This is a genomic window from Clavibacter sp. A6099 (assembly GCF_021919125.1).
Classification (GTDB): Bacteria; Actinomycetota; Actinomycetes; order Actinomycetales; family Microbacteriaceae; genus Clavibacter; species Clavibacter seminis.
The window spans coordinates 2,215,579-2,236,476 of the sequence record NZ_CP083439.1; the positions used below are offsets into that span (position 1 = coordinate 2,215,579).

Annotated in this window: 20 protein-coding genes; 2 read left to right on the forward strand and 18 right to left on the reverse strand. The window is 72.4% G+C overall.

What is annotated here, in order from left to right:
* Nucleotides 1–13: 13 nt before the first annotated feature.
* From hisH to KYT88_RS10475, 3 genes are all read right to left on the reverse strand, one after another.
* A complete protein-coding gene (hisH, locus tag KYT88_RS10465) occupies nucleotides 14–655 on the reverse strand; it encodes an imidazole glycerol phosphate synthase subunit HisH (protein ID WP_043584860.1) in 642 nt (213 codons plus the stop codon).
* Nucleotides 652–1,260 (reverse strand): imidazoleglycerol-phosphate dehydratase HisB, encoded by a 609-nt coding sequence (gene hisB, locus KYT88_RS10470; RefSeq protein ID WP_043584862.1) that lies wholly within the window; start codon nucleotides 1,258–1,260, stop codon nucleotides 652–654. Before hisB ends, hisH begins: the two co-directional genes overlap by 4 nt.
* 113 nt (nucleotides 1,261–1,373) lie before the next feature.
* Nucleotides 1,374–1,769, reverse strand: coding sequence for a hypothetical protein (locus tag KYT88_RS10475; protein WP_043584864.1), 396 nt, complete (start codon nucleotides 1,767–1,769; stop codon nucleotides 1,374–1,376).
* Nucleotides 1,770–2,128: 359 nt separating this feature from the next.
* On the opposite strand from KYT88_RS10475, the gene lexA reads away from it, so the two are divergent.
* Nucleotides 2,129–2,809, forward strand: coding sequence for a transcriptional repressor LexA (gene lexA, locus KYT88_RS10480; protein WP_043584866.1), 681 nt, complete (start codon nucleotides 2,129–2,131; stop codon nucleotides 2,807–2,809).
* 82 nt (nucleotides 2,810–2,891) lie between these two features.
* Here the strand turns inward: lexA and hflX are convergent, their stop codons facing one another.
* Nucleotides 2,892–4,457, reverse strand: coding sequence for a GTPase HflX (gene hflX / locus KYT88_RS10485; protein WP_043584867.1), 1,566 nt, complete (start codon nucleotides 4,455–4,457; stop codon nucleotides 2,892–2,894).
* A gap of 40 nt (nucleotides 4,458–4,497) precedes the next feature.
* On the opposite strand from hflX, the gene KYT88_RS10490 reads away from it, so the two are divergent.
* On the forward strand, nucleotides 4,498–5,124 hold the full coding sequence (locus KYT88_RS10490) for a class I SAM-dependent methyltransferase (RefSeq protein ID WP_043584869.1): 627 nt from the start codon (nucleotides 4,498–4,500) through the stop codon (nucleotides 5,122–5,124).
* 39 nt (nucleotides 5,125–5,163) lie between these two features.
* On the opposite strand, the gene dapF is transcribed toward KYT88_RS10490, so the two are convergent.
* The 14 genes from dapF to KYT88_RS10560 all read right to left on the reverse strand — a co-directional run bounded on the left by dapF (nucleotide 5,164) and on the right by KYT88_RS10560 (nucleotide 20,844).
* Complete coding sequence (gene dapF / locus KYT88_RS10495) at nucleotides 5,164–6,042, reverse strand: diaminopimelate epimerase (RefSeq protein WP_043584871.1); 879 nt, start codon at nucleotides 6,040–6,042, stop codon at nucleotides 5,164–5,166.
* Nucleotides 6,043–6,051: 9 nt separating this feature from the next.
* Nucleotides 6,052–6,975 carry a tRNA (adenosine(37)-N6)-dimethylallyltransferase MiaA gene (miaA, locus tag KYT88_RS10500; protein WP_043584873.1) on the reverse strand — a complete coding sequence of 308 codons (924 nt, stop codon included), beginning with the start codon at nucleotides 6,973–6,975 and terminating at the stop codon, nucleotides 6,052–6,054.
* On the reverse strand, nucleotides 6,972–8,558 hold the full coding sequence (miaB, locus tag KYT88_RS10505) for a tRNA (N6-isopentenyl adenosine(37)-C2)-methylthiotransferase MiaB (protein WP_043584875.1): 1,587 nt from the start codon (nucleotides 8,556–8,558) through the stop codon (nucleotides 6,972–6,974). Before miaB ends, miaA begins: the two co-directional genes overlap by 4 nt.
* 50 nt (nucleotides 8,559–8,608) lie before the next feature.
* A complete protein-coding gene (locus KYT88_RS10510) occupies nucleotides 8,609–9,658 on the reverse strand; it encodes a regulatory protein RecX (protein WP_237583639.1) in 1,050 nt (349 codons plus the stop codon).
* Between the two features lie 119 nt (nucleotides 9,659–9,777).
* Nucleotides 9,778–10,866 (reverse strand): recombinase RecA, encoded by a 1,089-nt coding sequence (gene recA, locus KYT88_RS10515; protein WP_043584877.1) that lies wholly within the window; start codon nucleotides 10,864–10,866, stop codon nucleotides 9,778–9,780.
* Nucleotides 10,867–11,148: 282 nt separating this feature from the next.
* A complete protein-coding gene (locus tag KYT88_RS10520) occupies nucleotides 11,149–11,373 on the reverse strand; it encodes a DUF3046 domain-containing protein (protein ID WP_043584890.1) in 225 nt (74 codons plus the stop codon).
* A gap of 85 nt (nucleotides 11,374–11,458) precedes the next feature.
* On the reverse strand, nucleotides 11,459–11,767 hold the full coding sequence (locus KYT88_RS10525) for a helix-turn-helix domain-containing protein (RefSeq protein WP_012298599.1): 309 nt from the start codon (nucleotides 11,765–11,767) through the stop codon (nucleotides 11,459–11,461).
* 139 nt (nucleotides 11,768–11,906) lie between these two features.
* Nucleotides 11,907–12,428 carry a CinA family protein gene (locus KYT88_RS10530; protein ID WP_043584880.1) on the reverse strand — a complete coding sequence of 174 codons (522 nt, stop codon included), beginning with the start codon at nucleotides 12,426–12,428 and terminating at the stop codon, nucleotides 11,907–11,909.
* Entirely contained in the window at nucleotides 12,425–13,054 is a 630-nt protein-coding gene (gene pgsA, locus KYT88_RS10535; protein ID WP_081840913.1) for a CDP-diacylglycerol--glycerol-3-phosphate 3-phosphatidyltransferase, read from the reverse strand. Before pgsA ends, KYT88_RS10530 begins: the two co-directional genes overlap by 4 nt.
* Before the next feature lie 3 nt (nucleotides 13,055–13,057).
* The gene (locus KYT88_RS10540; RefSeq protein ID WP_119374042.1) at nucleotides 13,058–15,919 is read right to left on the reverse strand and encodes an FtsK/SpoIIIE family DNA translocase; all 2,862 of its coding nucleotides are present in this window, start codon (nucleotides 15,917–15,919) and stop codon (nucleotides 13,058–13,060) included.
* A gap of 77 nt (nucleotides 15,920–15,996) precedes the next feature.
* Nucleotides 15,997–17,229 (reverse strand): ABC transporter permease, encoded by a 1,233-nt coding sequence (locus KYT88_RS10545; RefSeq protein ID WP_119374041.1) that lies wholly within the window; start codon nucleotides 17,227–17,229, stop codon nucleotides 15,997–15,999.
* Nucleotides 17,226–17,933, reverse strand: a complete 708-nt coding sequence (locus tag KYT88_RS10550) for an ABC transporter ATP-binding protein (RefSeq protein WP_119374040.1) — start codon at nucleotides 17,931–17,933, stop codon at nucleotides 17,226–17,228. Before KYT88_RS10550 ends, KYT88_RS10545 begins: the two co-directional genes overlap by 4 nt.
* Entirely contained in the window at nucleotides 17,930–18,955 is a 1,026-nt protein-coding gene (locus KYT88_RS10555; protein WP_119374039.1) for a permuted SH3 domain-containing protein, read from the reverse strand. Before KYT88_RS10555 ends, KYT88_RS10550 begins: the two co-directional genes overlap by 4 nt.
* A gap of 212 nt (nucleotides 18,956–19,167) precedes the next feature.
* Nucleotides 19,168–20,844 carry a ribonuclease J gene (locus KYT88_RS10560; protein WP_043582859.1) on the reverse strand — a complete coding sequence of 559 codons (1,677 nt, stop codon included), beginning with the start codon at nucleotides 20,842–20,844 and terminating at the stop codon, nucleotides 19,168–19,170.
* Nucleotides 20,845–20,898: the final 54 nt, after the last annotated feature.

The window sequence follows — 20,898 nt, forward strand, 5'->3', positions numbered from 1 at the left end:
CGGGTCGGATGCGTCAGGCGGCGCGGAGCGTGCCGAGCCAGTTCGCGAGCAACCGGATCCCGGCCGCGCCCGACTTCTCGGGGTGGAACTGCGTGGCGGAGAGGGGGCCGTTCTCGACGGCGGCGACGAACCGCTCTCCGTGCGTGGCCCAGGTGACGCGGGGCGCGGGCAGCGGCGGGAGCGGGTCGATCCCCCACGTGCGCGCGGCGTACGAGTGCACGAAGTAGAAGCGCTCGTCCTCGAGCCCGGCGAACAGCGCGGATCCCTCGGGGGCCTCGACGGTGTTCCAGCCCATGTGCGGGAGCACGTCCGACTCGATCCGATCGACCGTGCCGGGCCACTCCCCCAGGCCGGCCACGTCGACGTCGCGCTCGACGCCGCGGTCGAACAAGACCTGCATTCCGACGCAGATGCCCAGCACCGGACGTCCGCCCGCGAGACGGCGGTCGACGACGCGGTCACCGCCGGCCGCACGCAGCGCGGTCATCACGGCGGAGAACGCGCCGACGCCGGGGACGAGGAGGCCGTCGGCCTCGTGCGCCCGCTTCGGGTCGCCCGTCAGCTCGACATCCGCGCCGGCCAGCTCGAGCGCCTTGACCGCGGAGTGGACGTTGCCGCTCCCGTAGTCGAGGACGACGACCGAGGGCCGCGTCACAGCGCGCCCTTGGTGGACGGGATGCCGGACACCCGCGGGTCGAGCTCCTTGGCCTGACGGAAGGCGCGCGCGAAGGACTTGAACTCCGCCTCGGCGATGTGGTGCGGATCGCGCCCGCCGAGCACGGTGACGTGCACGGTGAGGCCGGCGTGGAAGGTGATGGCCTCGAAGACGTGGCGGACCATGGATCCGGTGAAGTGGCCGCCGATGAGGTGCATCTCGAACCCCGCGGGCTCACCCGAGTGGACGAGGAACGGACGACCGGAGATGTCGACGACCGACTGCACCAGGGCCTCGTCGAGGGGCACGAGCGCATCGCCGAAGCGCGCGATGCCCGACTTGTCGCCGAGCGCCTCGCGGATGGCCTGGCCGAGAACGATGCCGACATCCTCCACGGTGTGGTGCACGTCGATGTGCGTGTCGCCCGTGGCGGTGACCTTGAGATCGGTGAGGGAGTGCTTCGCGAAGGCGGTGAGCATGTGGTCGTAGAACGGCACCGACGTGCTGATCTCGGAGGCACCGGTGCCGTCGAGGTCGAGCTGGAGGTCGATGGTGGACTCGCTGGTCTGCCGCGTGACGTGCGCGGTGCGCGCGAGGGTGCTCATGGGTTCCATGCTACCGATCGGTTCCCCTCCACCCGCCGCGCTCCCGGCCGCCACCGGGAGCGCGGCGGCGGACCGCCGTGCGCACGACGCACCGTGCGGGCGTCGCCCGAGGATCAGTGCGCGTACTCGGTGGGGACGGCGAGCTGCTGGCCCGCCGCGACGTCCGACGAGGGCAGGCGGTTGAGGTCGACGACCGACGCGATGACGTCGCGCGGGTCGGCCGACGGCGCGATCTCCTCCGCGAGGTCCCACAGGGACTGGCCGCTGGAGACGGTGACGTACTCGAACGTGGTGCCCGACGCGTCCTTCGACGCGACGGCCGCGCCGCCGTTGAGCGCGACGAGGCCGGCGCCGAGCGCGAGCGGGGTGGCGACCAGGGCCGTGAGTACGAGGCGTCCGCGACGCGTGATGCGCAGGCGCGTGCGGGGCGCGACGGCGGCCTCCGCGACGGGCGAGGTGGACGGGCCGACGGGGGTGGACGCTGCGGGGGTGGTGGCTGCGGTGTTCATGGTGACCTCTCGTGCGAGACGGTGGGGCGTCGATGCGACGCGCCCGGCGGTGCAGTGCGGTGTGGCATGCGATGCGGGTCCGGCAGCTCGCACCCGGCTCTCGGCCGGGAGAGCCGGGTGCGAAGCTGTGTTCCGAACATACATTCGAAACGAGCCCTCCGCAAGCCCTCATCGCCTCGATACGGTCGCCGGGCGCGCGACACGCTCGAACAGGTGTTTGCCCGGGGTGCCTCGGCTGGATACAGTTTCGAGTGCCTGGTGTCCATTCCATCGGGCACCACCGACATCGCCCCGCGAGGGCGTCGGCCCGCCGGGTCGACGTGCCGCGGAGGCGTCGGCGACGAGAGGCGGGCCGTGGCATGACGGACGAGCGAGCGGCGGGAGGCGGCGCGACGAGGCGCCGCAAGAGCCTCAGCGACAAGCAGATCTCGATCCTGGAGTTCATCCAGCGCACCATCGCCGGCCAGGGCTACCCGCCGAGCATGCGCGAGATCGGCGACGCCGTCGGCCTCGCCTCGCTCTCGAGCGTCACGCACCAGCTCAACCAGCTCGAGCTCTCCGGCTACCTCCGACGGGACCCGAACAGGCCGCGCGCCCTCGAGGTCCTCATCGACCTCCCCGGCTCGGGCGCCGCGGAGGGCGGTGAGCCGTCGACGCCGGTGGGCGACGCCGCCATGGTGCCCATGGTCGGCCGCATCGCCGCCGGCATCCCCATCACCGCCGAGCAGATGGTGGAGGAGGTCTTCCCCCTCCCCCGGCAGCTCGTCGGCAAGGGCGACCTCTTCATGCTGCGGGTCGTCGGCGACTCGATGATCGACGCGGCCATCTGCGACGGCGACTGGGTCGTCGTCCGCCAGCAGAAGACCGCGGAGAACGGCGACATCGTCGCGGCCATGCTCGACGACGAGGCCACGGTGAAGGTCTTCCGCCAGCGCGACGGCCACACCTGGCTGCTCCCCCGCAACAGCGCGTTCGAGCCCATCCTCGGCGACTTCGCCGAGGTCGTCGGCAAGGTCGTGGCGGTCATGCGCTCCGTCTGATCCCCGCGCACGACGCACGAGAGCGGCCGGTCCCCGAGGGGGCCGGCCGCTCTCGCATGCGCGGGACGTCGTGCAGCGCGGGTCAGACCGCGGGCACGACCGAGTAGGCCTGGACCTGGGCCTGCTGCTCGGCCGTCACGAGCGCGCGCACGCGCGTGCCCTCCTCGACGTAGGAGGTCTCGAGCACCTTCGCCCCGTCGTGGAGCATGGCGACGACCTCGCCGTGCTCGAACGGCACCAGGAGGTCGACCTCGATGGTCGGCTGCGGCAGGAGCTCCGCGATCCGGCGACGCAGCTCCTCGACGCCCTCGCCCGTGCGGGCCGAGACGAAGACGCCCTTCGGTGCCAGGCCGCGCAGCACGACGCGGTCGCCGTCGGAGGCGAGGTCGCTCTTGTTGAACACGACGATCTCGGGGATGGACGAGGCGTCGACCTCCGCGATGACCTCGTGCACGGTCGCGAGCTGGGCAGCGGGATCCGGGTGCGACGCGTCGACGACGTGCACGAGCACGTCGGAGTCGGCGAGCTCCTCCAGCGTCGAGCGGAAGGCCTCGACCAGCTGGTGCGGCAGGTTGCGCACGAAGCCGACGGTGTCGGCCAGCGTGTAGAGCTGACCCTGGTCGGTCTCGGTCTTCCGCACCGTCGCGTCGAGGGTCGCGAACAGCGCGTTCTCGACGAGCACGCCCGCCTTCGTGACGCGGTTGAGCAGCGACGACTTCCCGGCGTTGGTGTACCCGACGATCGCGACCGAGGGCACCGAGTGCCGGTCGCGGTTGGCGCGCTTGGTGTCGCGCGCGGGCTTCATGGCGGCGATCTGCTTGCGGAGTCGCGCCATGCGCGTGTTGATGCGCCGACGGTCGAGCTCGATCTTGGTCTCACCCGGACCGCGCGATCCCATGCCCGCGCCCGCGCCTCCGACCTGTCCACCTGCCTGACGCGACATCGAGTCGCCCCACCCGCGGAGGCGCGGGAGGAGGTACTGCAGCTGCGCGAGCTCGACCTGCGCCTTGCCCTCTCGGCTCTTGGCGTGCTGGCTGAAGATGTCGAGGATCACCGCGGTGCGGTCGATGACCTTGACCTTCACCACGTCCTCGAGCGCACGCCGCTGGCTCGGGGCGAGCTCGGTGTCCGCGATGACCGTGTCCGCGCCGACCGCCGCCACGAGCGCGCGCAGCTCCTCGGCCTTGCCTCGGCCGAAGTAGGTGCTGGGATCCGGCGTGGGACGGCGCTGCAGGAGGCCGTCGAGCACGACCGCGCCCGCGGTCTCCGCGAGGGCCGCGAGCTCGCGCATGCTGTTCTCGGCGTCGTCGACGGACCCCTGCGAATACACGCCGATGAGCACGACGTTCTCGAGGCGCAGCTGCCGGTACTCGACCTCGGTGACGTCCTCGAGCTCGGTGGAGAGGCCGGGGACCCGGCGCAGCGCCTGGCGGTCGGCGCGCTCGCTCTGGTCGCCGTCCGATCCCTGCTCGGTGTCGGGGTTCGCGGACAGGGCCTGCGCACCGGACCCGCGGAAGAGCGCGTAGCCGGCCGACCGGTTCTCCGCTCGGCCCAGGACGCGCGCGACGACGTCGTCCCGGTCGGTGTTCTCGGTGGACGTCGTCGTCGTGTCCGCGGGCTCGTGGTCGTGCTCGTCGTGCGTTGTCATGTGCTCCCATCGTAGCGCGGGCGTCCGGTATCGTCCCGGTATGGCCGACGCGCATTACTTCTCCCCGTCGCCGGCCGGCCCCCTGCGCACGCGCACGATCACGGTCGAGCTCGGCGGACGCACGGTGGACGTCGAGACCGCCGGCGGCGTCTTCAGCCCCGAGCACGTCGACCAGGGCTCCCTGGTGCTGCTGCGCAGCGTCCCGGAGCCCCCTGCCGAGGGGCATCTGCTGGACGTGGGCTGCGGCTGGGGCCCCGTCGCGTTGGATCTGGCGATGCGGTCGCCGGCGGCCACCGTCTGGGCCGTCGACGTGAACGAGCGGGCGCTTGCGCTGACGCGGGCGAACGCCCAGACCCTCGGCCTCGAGAACGTCAACGCCGTGCTGCCCGAGGACGTCCCCGCGCATCTCGAGTTCGCCGCCGTCTGGTCGAACCCGCCGATCCGCGTCGGCAAGGAGGCGCTGCACGGCATCCTGCTCGACTGGATGCCGCGGCTCGCCCCGGGCGCGGACGCCTGGCTCGTGGTGCAGCGGAACCTCGGATCCGACTCGCTGCAGCGCTGGCTGGTCGATGCGCTGCCCGCGGGCCTCGAGACGACGCGTGCCGCGTCCGACAAGGGGTTCCGGGTGCTGCGCGTGCACCGCGCCGACAGCGGCTCCGACTCCTAGGACCGGGCACCCGCGTCGGTCGCCCGACGCCTCACCGGATCAGGCCAGCGCCACGACCCCGTCGAAGACCAGCTCGGCCGGTCCCGACAGGCCCACGTGCTCGCCGTCCTCCGTCGGGAACATGCGGACGCCGAGCGCACCGCCCGGCAGCTGCACGCGCCACTGGTGCGGTGCTGCGGCGCCCGCCCAGTGCCGCGTCGCGAGGGCCGCCGCCGCGGCGCCGGTCCCGCAGCTCAGCGTCTCGCCGCTCCCGCGCTCGTGGACGCGCATGGTGATGTGGCCCACCCCGTCGACGACGAGCGGATCCGCCGGCACCACCAGCTCGACGTTCGCGCCGGCGGCGGGCTCGGGATCCAGCTGCGGCACGAACGCGAGGTCGGCCTCCGCGAGCTCGTCCTCGCTCGACAGCGCGACCACCACGTGCGGGTTGCCGACGTCGATGCCGAGGCCCGGACGCGCGACCTGGAGGTCCTTGGCGCGCACGAGGGGCTCGCCCCCCGCCAGCTCCCAGCGGCCGAGGTCGACCTGGAAGCCGGATCCGCTGCGCTGGACGTCGCGGACACCAGCCCGGGTGCCGATGGGGATCGTGCGTCCCGGGGGCAGCTCGATGAGGCCGTTCTCGATGAGGAAGAGCGTGAAGACGCGGATCCCGTTGCCGCACATCTCGGCGGGGCTGCCGTCGACGTTGCGGTAGTCCATGAACCACTCGGCGTCCGGATCCTCCTCGAGGGCGGCGCGGCCCTCGGGGATGCGACTCGAGAGCACCGCGCGTATCGTCCCGTCGGCGCCGATGCCGAAGTGGCGGTCGCAGAGGGCCTGCACCTGCGTGTCGGTCAGGTCGATCTCGCCCGCGGGATCCGCGAACAGCACGAAGTCGTTGCCCGTGCCCTGGCCCTTGGTGAACTGCAGGTCTGCCATCCCTCCAGCCTACGGGCGCGCCGCCGGGAGGGCGTCGAGCGAGTTCTCGAGGAGCCGCTCGTCGCGCGCGTCGAGCCGCACCGCGTCGGCGTAGCGACCGAACCACGACACCTGCCGCCGCGCGTAGCGACGGGTGAGCGCACGCGTCTCCTCCATCGCCTCCTCCTCGGTGAGCTCCCCCGCGAGCTGTCGCGCCGCCTGCGCGTAGCCGATGGCGCGGGACGCGGTGACACCGTCCGCGAGCCCCGCGGGCAGCAGCCCGGCGACCTCGTCGACGAGGCCGTCTGCCCACATGCCGGAAACGCGGGCGTCGAGCCGCGGCACGAGCTCCTCGCGCGGCAGCGTGAGCGCCAGGATCCGCGCGGGGTGCCACGGGCGCGGCTCGGCGGACGCACGCTCCGGCTGCGGACCCGTGATCTCGACGACCTCCAGCGCGCGCACGAGGCGCCGCCCGTTGTGCGCGCCGATCCGCTGGGCTGCGGCCGGGTCGAGCTCCCGGAGGCGTCGATGGAGCATGCCCGGCCCGGTCTCCGCGAGCTCCCGCTCCAGGCGCCGTCGGATCTCGGGGTCCGTGCCGGGGAACTCGTAGTCGAACAGGACCGACGAGACGTAGAGTCCGGATCCGCCGACGAGGATCGGGACCGCACCGCGTTCGAGGATGCCGGTGATCACCCCGCGCGCCTCCTCCTGGTACGCGGCCACGGTCGCCTCGGCGGTCACGTCGAGGACGTCGAGCATGTGGTGCGGCACATCACCACGTTCGGCCTCCGGCAGCTTGGCCGTGCCGATGTCCATGCCGCGGTACAGCTGCATGGCGTCCGCGTTGACGATCTCCGCAGCGCGACCCTGCGACCGCAGCCGTTCCGCGATGTGGAGGGACAGCCCGGACTTGCCGGTGCCGGTGGCGCCGACGACCGCGACGATCGGGATCACGCGCGGTGGCGCGGGTGCGCGGACCCGTCGACCGCGCCCGCGGATGCGATGGTCGGCACGCGGAGCGAGGGCAGCCCGAGCGAGACGCGCGGTGCACCGTTCGAGCTGGCGCCTGCCGCGGGCGCGGGCACGCCGCAGGAGTCGGCCTGCGCGCGCTCCCACGCGTCGCCCGCCCGGGTGCGGCGGATGCGCAGCGGGGCCTGGTCGACCGAGTCCGCGATGAGGTGGAACGGCGCCGCCCGCGTGATCTCGACCTCGACGGCGTCTCCTGGCCGCGGCTCGCCGCTGCCCGCGGGCACGTCGAGGTGGACGAGGCGGCCGTCCTGCGCGCGCCCCGTGACCCGGCGGGTGTCGCCGTCCTTGCGACCCTCGTGCGCGCTGACCAGCACCTCGACCGTGCGGCCGACGACACGCTCGTTCTCCTCGTGGCTGATGCGCTCCTGGAGCGCGGTGAGGCGTCCGTAGCGCTCCTTCACGACATCGGCGGGCACCTGCTCCTCCATCGTCGCGGCCGGAGTCCCCGGGCGGATCGAGTACTGGAACGTGAACGCGGACGAGAAGCGGGCCGCCTCGACGACGCGGAGGGTCTCCTGGAAGTCCTCCTCCGTCTCGCCGGGGAAGCCGACGATGATGTCGGTCGTGATCGCCGCGTCCGGGATGCGCGTGCGCACGCGGTCGAGGATCCCGAGGAAGCGCTCGGACCGGTACGACCGGCGCATCGCCTTGAGGACACGATCGGATCCGGACTGCAGCGGCATGTGCAGCTGCGGCATCACGGCCCGCGTCTCGGCCATCGCGTCGATCACGTCGTCGGTGAAGGCGGCCGGGTGCGGGCTCGTGAAGCGGATGCGCTCGAGGCCCTCGATGGCGCCCGCGGCGCGGAGCAGCTTGCCGAACGCCTGCCGGTCGCCGAACTCGACGCCGTAGGAGTTGACGTTCTGGCCGAGCAGGGTGACCTCGACGGCGCCGTCGTCCACGAGCGCCTGGATCTCGGCGAGGATGTCGCCCGGCCGTCGGTCCTTCTCCTTGCCGCGCAGGGCGGGCACGATGCAGAACGTGCAGGTGTTGTTGCACCCCACCGAGATCGACACCCACCCGCTCGCGATCTCGTCGCGCTTCGTGGGCAGCGTGGACGGGAACGTCTCGAGGCTCTCCAGGATCTCGAGCTGCGCTTCGCCGTTGTGCCGCGCACGTTCGAGCAGCGTCGGCAGGGCGCCCATGTTGTGGGTGCCGAAGACGACGTCGACCCAGGGCGCCTTCTCGAGGACGGTCGCCCGGTCCTTCTGCGCGAGGCATCCGCCGACGGCGATCTGCATGCCCTCGTGCCGGCGCTTCACACCGGCGAGATGGCCGAGGTTGCCGTAGAGCTTGTTGTCCGCGTTCTCGCGGACGGCGCACGTGTTGATGACGACGATGTCGGCCTCGGCGCCCTCGGCCGACACGTAACCGGCGGCCTCGAGCGATCCCGTGAGCCGCTCCGAGTCGTGCACGTTCATCTGGCACCCGTAGGTGCGGACCTCGTACGTCCGGGGCCGCTCAGCTGCGGGCGGGGCGTCGCGGACGTGCTCGGCGAGGGTGCTCATGATGGCTCGATCCTACGTGCGCGGACGCGTCGCGCCTCCCGACGAGCAGGTCAGCGGAAGCGCACGCGGGAGGAGCCGCGGCGGGTGGCGAGCGCGGCCTTCGCCGCATCGCGCACGACGCCACCCCCGTAGCCGCGGCGCATCAGGAACGAAGTCAGGCGCCGCTCGGCCGTCTCGTCGTCGTACGACGAGAGCTGACCCACGCGCTTCATCGCGACCTCGGTGGCGCGCGCGAGCTCGTCGTCGGGCTGCTCGGCCATGGCTTCCTCGATGACGAGGGGATCGAGCTTGCGGCGGCGCATCTCCATCTCGACCGACCGCCGACCGAGGCCCTTGCGGTCGAGGTGCGTGTGCAGGATCTGCTCCGCCAGCGCGGCCTCGTCGATGTACTGCAGGGAGACGTACCTGGCGAGCGTCTCCTCCGCGATGTCCGCGTCGATCTCCGCACCGTCGAGCACCTCGCGCGCCTCGGCGAGCGAGAGCCCTCGACCGCGTAGGCGGTTGGCGAGGACGTTGTCCGCCCGACGCCGCTGCCGCTCGGGCGTCCGCTCAGCAGCGCGCTCCTCCTCCGCCTCCGCCTCGCGACGCTCGTCCTCGACGCGGTCCTCCTCGAGCCGGAGCATGTCCTTCCGGTACGCCTCGTCCTGCTCCGCCTTGGCGCGCGCTCGCTCGGTGCGCTCCTGCTCGGCGCGCCATGCGGCGGGGGTCGAGTCGTCCTCGGACGCCGGCTCGGACCGGGGCCCGTCGGGGAATGCGGGAGCCGCATCCCCCGACCCTCGCGTGGCCTGGGCCTCGGCCTCGGCGAGGACTCGCCGCGCCTCCGCGATGCGCTCCTGCGCCGCGAGCGCACGACCGGCTTCCGACGCGTCGACGGCGGCACCGATCGTGACGATGCCGTCCACCTCGGTGACCGTCCGGCCGCGTGCGGGATGCGTCGGCGCGACCTGAGCCGCGGGCGGCTCCGCGGCGGGCGACGCGGGCTCGACGGTCGGCCGGGCTGCCTCTCGCCGCGAACGCCGCGCGGCGAGTGAGGCGACGGGCGCGATCTCGTCGGGCCCGGGGCCCGTGCCCTGCTCGCCCTCGGAGGGGAATCTGACCATGGTGCTTCCGTCCTCGGATGGGTCGTCCCCTGCTGGCGCCGGGCGCCATCGGGGAAGAGCCGGAATGGTGCAGGTGGCGGGGCGCATCGGTGCGATGCGCCCCGCCGGGGTGCGCCGGGTCAGGCGCTCTTGCGGGCGGAGGCCTTCGGCGCGACGGCCGCGACCGGCGCGGGAGCCGAATCCGCGGCGGCGTCGGCGACGGCGTTCGGGTCCTTCACGAGGCCGAGCTTGACCTTGATCTTCTGCTCGATCTCGGCGGCGATCTCCGGGTTGTTCAGGAGGTGCTTGCGCGAGTTCTCCTTGCCCTGGCCGAGCTGGTCGCCGTCGTAGGTGTACCAGGCGCCCGACTTGCGGACGATCTCGTGCTCGACGCCGAAGTCGATGAGGCTGCCCTCGCGGGAGATGCCGGTGCCGTAGAGGATGTCGAACTCCGCCTGCTTGAAGGGCGGTGCCATCTTGTTCTTGACGACCTTGACGCGGGTGCGGTTGCCGACCGCGTCGGTGCCGTCCTTCAGGGTCTCGATGCGGCGGATGTCGAGGCGCACGGACGCGTAGAACTTCAGCGCCTTGCCGCCCGCCGTGGTCTCGGGGCTGCCGAAGAACACGCCGATCTTCTCGCGCAGCTGGTTGATGAAGATCATGGTGGTCTGCGTCTGGTTGAGCCCACCGGTGAGCTTGCGGAGCGCCTGCGACATGAGCCGCGCCTGGAGGCCGACGTGCGAGTCGCCCATCTCGCCCTCGATCTCGGCGCGCGGCACGAGCGCCGCGACGGAGTCGATGACGACGAGGTCGATGGAGCCCGAGCGCACGAGCATGTCGGCGATCTCGAGCGCCTGCTCACCCGTGTCGGGCTGGGAGACGAGGAGCGCGTCGATGTCGACGCCGAGCTTCTTCGCGTACTCCGGGTCGAGCGCGTGCTCCGCGTCGATGAACGCCGCGATGCCGCCGGCGCGCTGCGCGTTGGCGATGGCGTGCAGCGTGAGCGTGGTCTTTCCCGAGGACTCCGGGCCGTAGATCTCGACGATGCGGCCGCGCGGGAGCCCGCCGATGCCGAGCGCGACGTCCAGCGCGACGGAACCGGTGGGGATGACGGCGACGGGGGCGCGCTCGTCGCTGCCCAGCCGCATGACCGAGCCCTTGCCGAACTGCCGGTCGATCTGTGCGAGCGCGGTCTCGAGTGACTTCTCGCGGTCTGCCGATGATGCCATGGGGTGCTCCTCGTGTCGAAGGTGGGTTGCCTGCAGGCTGTCGCTCCGCTCCCGCTGGCCGCGGGGTCCGGTGCCGACAAGGCGACGGGTGATCTCCGCGAGGTGCACGTTATGCGGCGCCGCCGACATCGCTGCCGGAGTGGCCGGACCTGTGCAGTCCGCGCTTCGAATCGCTCCTGTGGGGAGACTACGCGCGTTCGAAGGGATATTCGAACGACGCGCCGCGTGTCGACGACGGATCCGCAGCGCGTCGAGGACGAGGAGCTGCGGCGGACGGGAGCGTCAGGCGCGCGGCTCGGGCACCCCGGCGCCGTTCCAGCGCGCGCGCGGCACCTCCTGCGCGCGGCAGAGGGCGAGCCAGACCTCGCGGGCGGGCGTACCGTCCTTCAGCGCCTGCGCGCACGTGCGCCCGCCGAGGTCGCCGAGCACGAGGTCCGCGACGAGCACCGGTCCGTAGCCGGCGCCGAACTCGTCGGAGACGGCCCGTTGGAACTCGCTCAGTCGCATGCAGACCACGCTACCTGCTGCCGTCTGCACGACGACGCCCCGCCCGTCACGAGGACGAGCGGGGCGGGAGGCCGTGGAGGAGAGGTCAGCGCGCGACGAGGTCGCTGTCGAAGCCGGCGACCAGGTCGTCGGGGATGGTGTCGGGGATGGGGTTGAGACCCTCGATGACGGCGAGGCGGTCGCCGACCTCGCGCATGATGACGGAGATGGGGGTGTCCAACGCGTCGGCGACGGACGCGAGGATCTCGCTCGACGCCTCCTTCTGGCCCCGCTCGACCTCGCTGAGGTACCCGAGGGCGACGCTCGCCTTGCTGGCGACCTGCCGGAGCGTGCGCCCCTTCTGCAGGCGGAAGTCGCGAAGGACGTCGCCGATCTCCTGACGGACTAGAACCACGGGAGCCTCCTCGTTGCGCCTGGTGCCTGATCGAACCGGAGGTCCGGGGCTGATGGGTGACCATCTGGCCGAGGACTCAGGCTAAGCAGGGGCACTGGGCGTTGCTTGTGAACGTGATTACGACAACGCGGGAGCCGCATCAGATGTTCCCGCCCGATTCGAGCGCGTGGACGAGGGCTTCGAGGGCCGCCCGGACGACACCCGCGCGGACCGCCTGGCGGTCTCCGTCGAGGTGCAGCGCGATGGCGCGCGAGTCGCCGTCGATGGACAGGCCGACGAAGGCCGTGCCCGGCGGCTGCCCGTCCTGGGGGTCCGGACCGGCGGCGCCCGTCGTCGACACGCCGATGTCGGCGGGGCGCCCGTCGATCGCGCATGCCTGGCGCACGCCGCGGGCCATCTGCCTCGCCACGTCAGGGTGGACCGCGCCGTGGACCGCGAGGATCGAGGACTCGACCCCGAGGATCGTGCGCTTGAGGGCGGTGTCGTAGGACACGATGCCGCCCAGGAGCGCCCGGGAGGCGCCGGGGACTCCCACGAGGGCGGCGGTGAGCAGGCCGCCCGTCAGCGACTCCGCGACCGCCATGCGCCGGCCGCTCGCCACGAGGGCGGCGATGACGCGCTCGGCGAGCTGCTCGACGGGGACGTCGTCCGCCGCGCTCACGACGCGCGCTCCGCCCGCAGCGCCTGGCGCATGTAGTCGAGGCCCGAGAGGACCGTGAGGACGAAGGCGATCGACATGAGCACCGTGTTGACGACGTGCATGCCGTCGCCGACCACGTCCCACGACGGGAGCAGCGCGACGCTGATCGCCACGGCCTGCGCGATCGTCTTGAGCTTGCCGCCGCGGGACGCCGCGACCACCCGGTCGCGGAGCACGGCGAAGCGGTACGCCGTGATGCCGAGCTCGCGCACGAGGATCACGATGGTGACCCACCACGGCAGCTCGCCGAGCACGGAGAGCATCACGAGCGCCGCGCCCGTGAGCACCTTGTCGGCGATGGGGTCGAGGAGCTTGCCGAGGTCGGTGACGAGGTTGCGGCTGCGGGCGATGTGCCCGTCGACGCCGTCGGTCGCGATGGCCACGATGAAGAGGGCCGCGGCGGCGTACCGCAGCGGGCCGTCGGCGCCGTCGTCCGCCACGAGGAGGACGACGAAGACGGGGGCGAGCAGGATCCGCACGATCGTGAGGACGTTGGCGACGTTCCAGGGGCTCGCCGGGGAGTCGCCCGCGCGCCAGATGCGCGGCGCCCCGGTGCCTGCGGTGCCGGATGCGCTCCGCTCGGACATGGGTCAGTCCCTTCCTGTGAGGCCCCAGGCGTCGTCGTCGCCCTCGGCCTCCACCTGCTCGTACGCGTCCAGGTCCTTGTGGAGCGGATCCGACGGGTAGCGGTTCCCGTCTTCCGCGTCGGCGGCGGGCGGCGCGGTCGGGGCAGCGGCCGTCGGCGCGGGCGCGGCGGGAGCCGGCGGCGCCGCGGGGGTCTCGCCGCGCAGGGTCGCGAGCACGCCGGGGAGCTGCTCTGCCGAGACGAGGACGTCGCGTGCCTTGGATCCCTCGGACGGGCCCACGATCTCGCGCGCCTCGAGCAGGTCCATCAGGCGGCCCGCCTTCGCGAAGCCGACGCGGAGCTTCCGCTGCAGCATCGACGTGGATCCGAACTGCGTGCTGACGACGAGCTCGGCGGCCGCGAGCAGCACCTCGAGGTCGTCGCCGATGTCCGCGTCGATCTCCTTGCGCTCGGCCGCGACCGCGACGTCCTGCCGGTACTCGGGCCGCGCCTGGCGGGTCACGTGCTCGACGACCTTGGCGATCTCGGCCTCCTGCACCCACGCGCCCTGCACGCGGACCGCCTTGTTGGCGCCCATGGGCAGGAAGAGGCCGTCACCCTGGCCGATGAGCTTGTCGGCGCCCGGCTGGTCGAGGATCACGCGGGAGTCGGTCATGCTCGACACCGCGAACGCGAGACGCGATGGCACGTTGGCCTTGATGAGGCCCGTGACGACGTCGACCGACGGCCGCTGCGTGGCGAGCACGAGGTGGATGCCGGCGGCGCGCGCCAGCTGCGTGATGCGGACGATCGAGTCCTCGACGTCGCGCGGCGCGACCATCATGAGGTCGGCCAGCTCGTCGACCACGACCAGGAGGTAGGGGTACGGGCGCAGCGTCCGCTCGCTGCCCTCGGGGAGCACGATGGACCCGCTCGTGACGGCCTTGTTGAAGTCGTCGATGTGGCGGAAGCCGAAGCTGGCGAGGTCGTCGTACCTCATGTCCATCTCCTTCACCACCCACTGCAGCGCCTCGGCCGCCTTCTTCGGGTTGGTGATGATCGGCGTGATGAGGTGCGGGACGCCCGCGTAGATGGTGAGCTCGACGCGCTTCGGGTCGATGAGGACCATGCGCACGTCGCTCGGCTTCGCCCGCATGAGGAGCGACGTGATCATGGAGTTGACGAAGCTCGACTTGCCGGAGCCCGTGGATCCCGCGACCAGGAGGTGGGGCATCTTCGCGAGGTTGGCGATGACGTAGCCGCCCTCGACGTCCTTGCCGACGCCGATGGTCATCGGGTGCGCGCTGTTCGTGGCCGCCGAGGAGCGGAGCACGTCGCCGAGCGAGACGATCTCGCGGTCGGTGTTCGGGATCTCGACGCCGATGGCGCTGCGGCCCGGGATGGGCGAGAGGATGCGGACCTCGTTCGACGCGACCGCGTAGCTGATGTTCTTCGCGAGCGCCGTGACGCGCTCCACCTTGACGCCGGGCGCGAGCTCGAGCTCGTAGCGGGTGACCGTCGGTCCGCGGGAGAAGCCGGTGACCGTCGCGTCGACCTGGAAGTTGGTGAGCACCTCGGTGAGCGCGCGGACCACCTCGTCGTTGACCGACGAGCGCGACTTCGCGGGCGTGCCGGGCGCGAGGGTGCTCGCGGCGGGGAGGCGGTACGGGGCCTGGGGGGTGTCGGACTCCCCCGACACGATCGGGGCGTCGGAGCCGTCGTCCTCGAAGCCGGGCAGGACCGCGGGCTCGTCGTCGTCGCGGATCCCCGTCGGGTGCACGGGGACGGAGGGCAGGATCGCGGTTGCCGTCGCATCGACGGGCGCGTCGAGGTCGATGCGGCGGGTCGCGGCGTCGTCGCCCGAGAAGGCGCCGGGCTCGGGGCGGGAGGCGTCGGGATCCACCGTGCGGTCGATGACGGTCGTGGGCGCCTCGGCGGCGGCGCGGCCGGTCGTGTCGTCGCGGTCGTCGGATCCCGCGTGCGGCGCGAGGACCGGGCTGTCGAACGCGGGCGCGTCCTCGCGCTGGCTGCGGTTGCGCCGCCACCACGGGAGGCTGTCGGTGTCGACCGGGCCGTCGTCGTCGAGCCCCTCGAGCTCGACCTGCTCGGTCGCCTGCGCCTTGCGGGCCGCGCGGTCGGCGGCGCGCTGCTCCTCGTCCACCGGCGGGGCGCCGAAGAGATACGAGTAGAGCTCGCGCAGCCGCATGCCGACGCGGTTCGGCGGCGTGCGCGTGATGATGAAGAGGGAGAGCACCAGGAGGATCCCGGCCACGATCCCCGCGCCGATCGGCGTGATGAGCAGCGACAGCGGGGCCGCGAGCACCCAGCCGAGGACGCCGCCGGCGCGGGCGAGCGCGAGCATGCCGTCGCGCGGATCCGGCGCCCCGTTGAAGACGTGGCAGAGCGCGGCTATGGAGACGAGGAGGAGCGAGACGCCCACGCCGATCCGCCCGTTGTCGCTCACCGAGGACGGGTGGCGGAAGAGCCAGAGGGCGAGGAGCACCATCACGATGGGCAGCGCGAACGCCACGCGGCCGAAGAGCCCGCCGAACGTGTAGGCGTCGAAGGCCATGGCCACGTCGTTGAGCGGGTTGAACCACTCGACGACGACGCCGGCGATCGCGAGCACCACGAGGAGGAAGGGGATGCCGTCGCGGCGCTCCTCCTTCGCGAGCTTCTCGGGACCGAGCGCCCGGAAGAGGGCGCCCGTGGCGTGCGCGAGGCCCATCCACGCGGCGACGAGCGGGCCGCGCCGCTCCGACTGGACGGGGTAGGCGACGGTCTGCTGCTTGGTGTCCGCGGTGCGCCCCTTGCGCGGGGGCGTGGCGCGCGGCGCGCCCGAGGAGGTCTTCCCGGCGCGGCTGGTCGACCTGGTGCTCGTAGCCATGCGCCCCACGTTATCCCGCGCCGCCGTCACGGGCAGGACGCCGGGCCGGACGGGACGCTGCCCGACCGGCCCCGGCATCAGTACCGGATCGCGTCGATGACGGACACGCGCACGGCGACGAGCGCCGGGAGCAGGCCCGCGATCGCGCCCACCGCGAGCGACGCGCCGAGCCCGAGGAGCGCCGCCGAGAGCGGGAACGGCGGGAACTCGGTGACCCCCGACGCGACGAACGAGAGGATCCACGGGTTCTTCACGATCGCGACCGCGGCCATCACCCCGACCACGCCCGCGGCGACCGTCGCGACGATGCTCTCCATCATCACGGCGAAGAACACGCGGCCCGCGCTCGCGCCGAAGCTGCGGCGGACGCCGATCTCGCGGATCCGCTGCTTCACGGTCACGAGCGAGATGTTCACGAGGCCGAGGGCGCCGAGGAGGAGCACGAGGCCCGCCACTCCCCCGACGAGGATCTTGACCGACAGCAGCGGGTCGTAGTCGTACGTCCCCCAGTCGCTGCGGCCGACGCTCACCTCCAGGCCCTCGGGCGCGGTCGCCGCCACCTGCGAGGTGATGGCCGCGGTGAGCGTATCGGCCTCCGCCTCGGGCACCCAGAACTCGGACTGCGGCGCCATCGCGTCGAGCGCGTCGTCCGACATGAGGCGCTCGGCGTCGGACGTCTGCAGGTAGGCGGTCGGCGGCTCATCCGCGTACAGCGCGGGCACCGTGCCGACGACGACGCCCACGAGGTCAGAGCGCTCGCCGTGCAGCACGGCGGAGGGGTGCGCGGCGATGTCGGGCGACCCGAGCTCCGCGAGGAACGCGGGGTTGACGACGAGCGCGGGCGCGAGGCGGCCGGCGTCCCGCTCGACGAACCAGCGGCCGTCCGTCACGTCGACGCGGCGCATCTCGCCGTAGTCCCGGTCGACCACGACCGTCTGGACCTGCACCCGGCCGCGCGCGAAGTCGACCGGCACCGTCGTGGAGCCGATGATCGTCGACCAGGTGATGCCGTACCTGTCGGCGACGTCCGCGAGGAGCGTGCGCTGCTCGGCGTAGGACAGGCCGTCCCCGGTCGCGGAGTACGCGGACACCGACAGCGCGGCGGGTCGGCCCGACTGGCGCTCCATCTGCTCGGTCTGCGACTGCTGGACCACCGCCCCGAGGCCGACGACCGACGTGATCGCCGCCACCGCGACCGCGACGCCGATGAGCGACAGCATCACGCGCGTGCGGTGGATCCGGAGCTCGGCCCACGCCTCGACGACCGCGCCCACGAGACCGGTCGCCGTGCGCGCCAGCCAGCCGGTCACGCGAGCACCCCGCGTGTGAGGGCCTCGGACGGCGCGAGGACGCCCATCTCGAGGCGGTGGTGCCGGTCCGCGCGGGCCGCGACGGTCGGGTCGTGCGTGATCGTCACCAGCGCCGCGCCGGACGCGTGCGCGACCTCCGCCAGCAGCGTCATCACCGTCGCGCCCGTCTCGATGTCGAGCGCACCGGTCGGCTCGTCCGCGAGGATCAACCGCGGCGACCGGACCAGGGCCCGCGCGATCGCGACGCGCTGCTGCTCGCCGCCGGACATCGTCTCCGGCATGGAATCGATGCGGTGGCCGAGGCCGACCCGCTCGAGCATGTCCGCCGCGATCGACGCCCGCCGCCAGAACGAGCGGCCCGTCGAGTACAGCAGAGGCGTCATCACGTTCTCCCGGGCAGTGCGGCCCTGCAGCAGGTTGAACTGCTGGAAGATGAACCCGATGTCGCCCCCGCGGGCCCGGTCGCGCCGGGAACCGGACACACGCGCCATCGGGACGTCGTCGAGGTACACCTCACCGGTCGTCGGGGTGTCGAGCAGACCCAGGATGTTCAGCAGGGTCGACTTGCCGGATCCCGAGCGGCCCACGATCGAGACGTGGTCGCCCACGGAGACGTCGAGATCGACGCCGTGCAGGATCGTGAGCGGCTCGTCGTCCGGCCGCTCCACCGTCCGGGTCACCTGCTCGAGACGGATCAGGCTCATCCGCCGTACCCGCCCTGCATCATCATCGCCTCGTCCTCGGGGACGGGCGCGCCGGGCACGAACTCGAGCACCATGTCGCCCTCCGCGAGGCCCGAGGTGATCTGCACCACCTTCCCGTCGCTGATGCCGAGGCCGACCGCGCGCTCCTCGGGCTCGCCGCCGTCCGACGCGAGCCAGACGTTGCCCGTGTCGGCGAGGCCCTCGACCGCCGTGGTCGGGAGCGTCAGCACGTCGGGCGCCTCACCCGCGGGGATCGTGATGTCGGCGGCGAGCCCCGGGAACACGCGGGTGCCGGCCGGGACGGCGCAGGACACGGTCGCGCCGGTGGAGGCGGACTCGGCGCCGCCGGTGGATCCGGAGCCCGCCCCGCCGGCCGCCCCCGTGCCCTCGGTGGACGCCGCCGCCTGCTGCCCGATGCGCAGGTCCGCGCACTCGAACGGCGCGGGGCCGGACGTGATCGCGACCTTCGCCGCCGTCGGCTGCGTCACGAGCCGGTACTGCTCCTCCGCGGTCAGCGGCGCGGTCGCCCGGAAGGTGGGTGGCGCGATCCGGCCGACCGCATCGCCCACGGCGACCTCCTGGCCGACCAGCACGCCGAGCTCCGCGAGCGATCCCGCGGCGGACGCGGTGACGGTCTCGGTGACGACCTTCGGCTTCGACTGCGTGACCGTGCCGTCAGCGGCGACCACCGGATCGACCGGCGTCTCCTGGCGGATGACGAGGATCGGGTCGCCCGCCTTGACCGTCGCGCCCTGACCGGCGACGAGCTTCGAGACCTTCCCCTGCAGCGTCGCCTTCACGGCCACGTCCGGATCCGGCTGGATGCTGCCCTTCACCGTCACGTCGTTGACCACGGTCGCGATGGACGCCGGCACCTGCGACTCCACCACCGAGCCCGTCGGCACCTGGGCCGTCTCCTCCGTCGTGGTCCCGAAGAACGCCATGCGCACGAGCGCCACCGCGATCGCCGCGAGCACCACCAGCCTCGTGATCGGGAGGATCCATCTCCGCCAGATGCCCACGGCCGCTCCTTCCCCGGCGGTCCCCAGCGGCCCGTCCGGTCGCCTCCGACGCTAGGGGCGGCACCGTGCGCGTCGCTTCGTCCACGCGGATGACATGCTCCCCCCGTCAGGGGGCCGCCCGGACGAGCGCCGTCGGCACGCGCGACGGAGGGGGCGAGGTCTCCCCTGCCCCCTCCGGACGTGCTGCGCGCCGGCTCCCGCCGACAGCTCGCCTACGCCTCGATGACCACCGGGATGATCATCGGACGCCGGCGGTGCGACGAGTTGACCCAGCGCCCGACGGTGCGGCGCACGACCTGCGCGTACGCGTGCGTGTCCCTGGTGCCGTTGGCCGCCGCCTCCGCGAGGGCCTTCACGACGAGCGGCTTGACGCTGTCGAAGACCTTCGAGTCCTCGGCGAAGCCCCGCGCCTCGATCTCCGGGCCGACCATGGCCTTGCCGGTCTGCGGCTCGACCACCACGAAGATCGTGACGAAGCCCTCCTCGGACAGGATGCGGCGGTCCTTGAGGTCGGCGTCGGTGATCTCGCCCACGGTCGAGCCGTCCACGTAGACGTAGCCGACGTCGAGCTGGCCCGTGACGCGCACGTGCCCGTCCTTCATGTCGAGGACGGTGCCGTCCTCGGCGAGGAACGTGTTGCGCTCCGGCACGCCGGTCTGGATCGCGAGCTGCTGGTTCGCGACGAGGTGCCGGTACTCGCCGTGCACCGGGAGCACGTTGCGCGGCTTCAGGATGTTGTAGCAGTACAGCAGCTCGCCCGCGGCCGCGTGGCCCGAGACGTGGACCTTCGCGTTGGCCTTGTGCACGACGTTCGCGCCGAGCTTCGTCAGGCCGTTGATGATCCGGTACACGGCGTTCTCGTTGCCCGGGATCAGGCTCGACGCGAGGATGACGGTGTCGTCCTGGCCGATCTCGATCTGGTGCTCCTGGTTGACCATGCGGCTGAGCACGGCCATCGGCTCGCCCTGCGATCCGGTGCTCATGTAGACGATCCGGTCGTCCGGCAGGTCGACGGCCTTCTTGGAGTCGATGAGGACCCCGTCCGGCACCTTGAGGTAGCCCAGCTCGGCCGCGATGGTCATGTTGCGGATCATCGAGCGGCCGATGAAGGCGACGCGGCGGCCGTTCGCGTGCGCGGCGTCGAGCACCTGCTGGACGCGGTGCACGTGGCTGGAGAAGCTCGCGACGATCACGCGGCGGGGCGCCTTCGAGATGACGGCCTCGAGCACGGGGCCGATGGAGCGCTCGGTGGGCGTGAAGCCGGGGACGTCCGCGTTGGTGGAGTCCGACATGAAGAGGTCGATGCCCGCTTCGCCGAGGCGCGCGAAGGCGCGCAGGTCCGTGATCCGGTCGTCGAGCGGCAGCTGGTCCATCTTGAAGTCGCCGGTGTGCAGCACGCTGCCCGCCTCGGTCGTGATGGCGACGGCCAGCGCGTCCGGGATGGAGTGGTTGACCGCCACGAACTCGAGCTCGAACGGCCCGAGGCGCTCGCGGTCGCCCTCCTTCACCTGGAACGTGTAGGGCTTGATCCGGTGCTCCTTGAGCTTCGCCTCGATGAGGGCGAGCGTGAGGCCGGAGCCGATCAGCGGGATGTCCTGCTTGAGCTTGAGGAGGTACGGCACGGCGCCGATGTGGTCCTCGTGCCCGTGCGTGAGGACGATGCCGACGACGTCGTCGAGGCGGTCCGCGATGGACGAGAAGTCGGGGAGGATCAGGTCGACGCCCGGCTGGTGCTCCTCGGGGAAGAGCACGCCGCAGTCGACCACGAGGATCTTGCCGTCGATCTCGAACGTGGTCATGTTGCGCCCGATCTCGCCGAGGCCGCCGATCGGCGTGATGCGCAGGATGCCGGGCTTGAGCTCGGGCGGGTCGTAGACGCCGTGGGGCATGGGACTCCTCTGGTGACGGTGCGGCCCAAGGGGACCGCCGGTGGATGCTCGGGG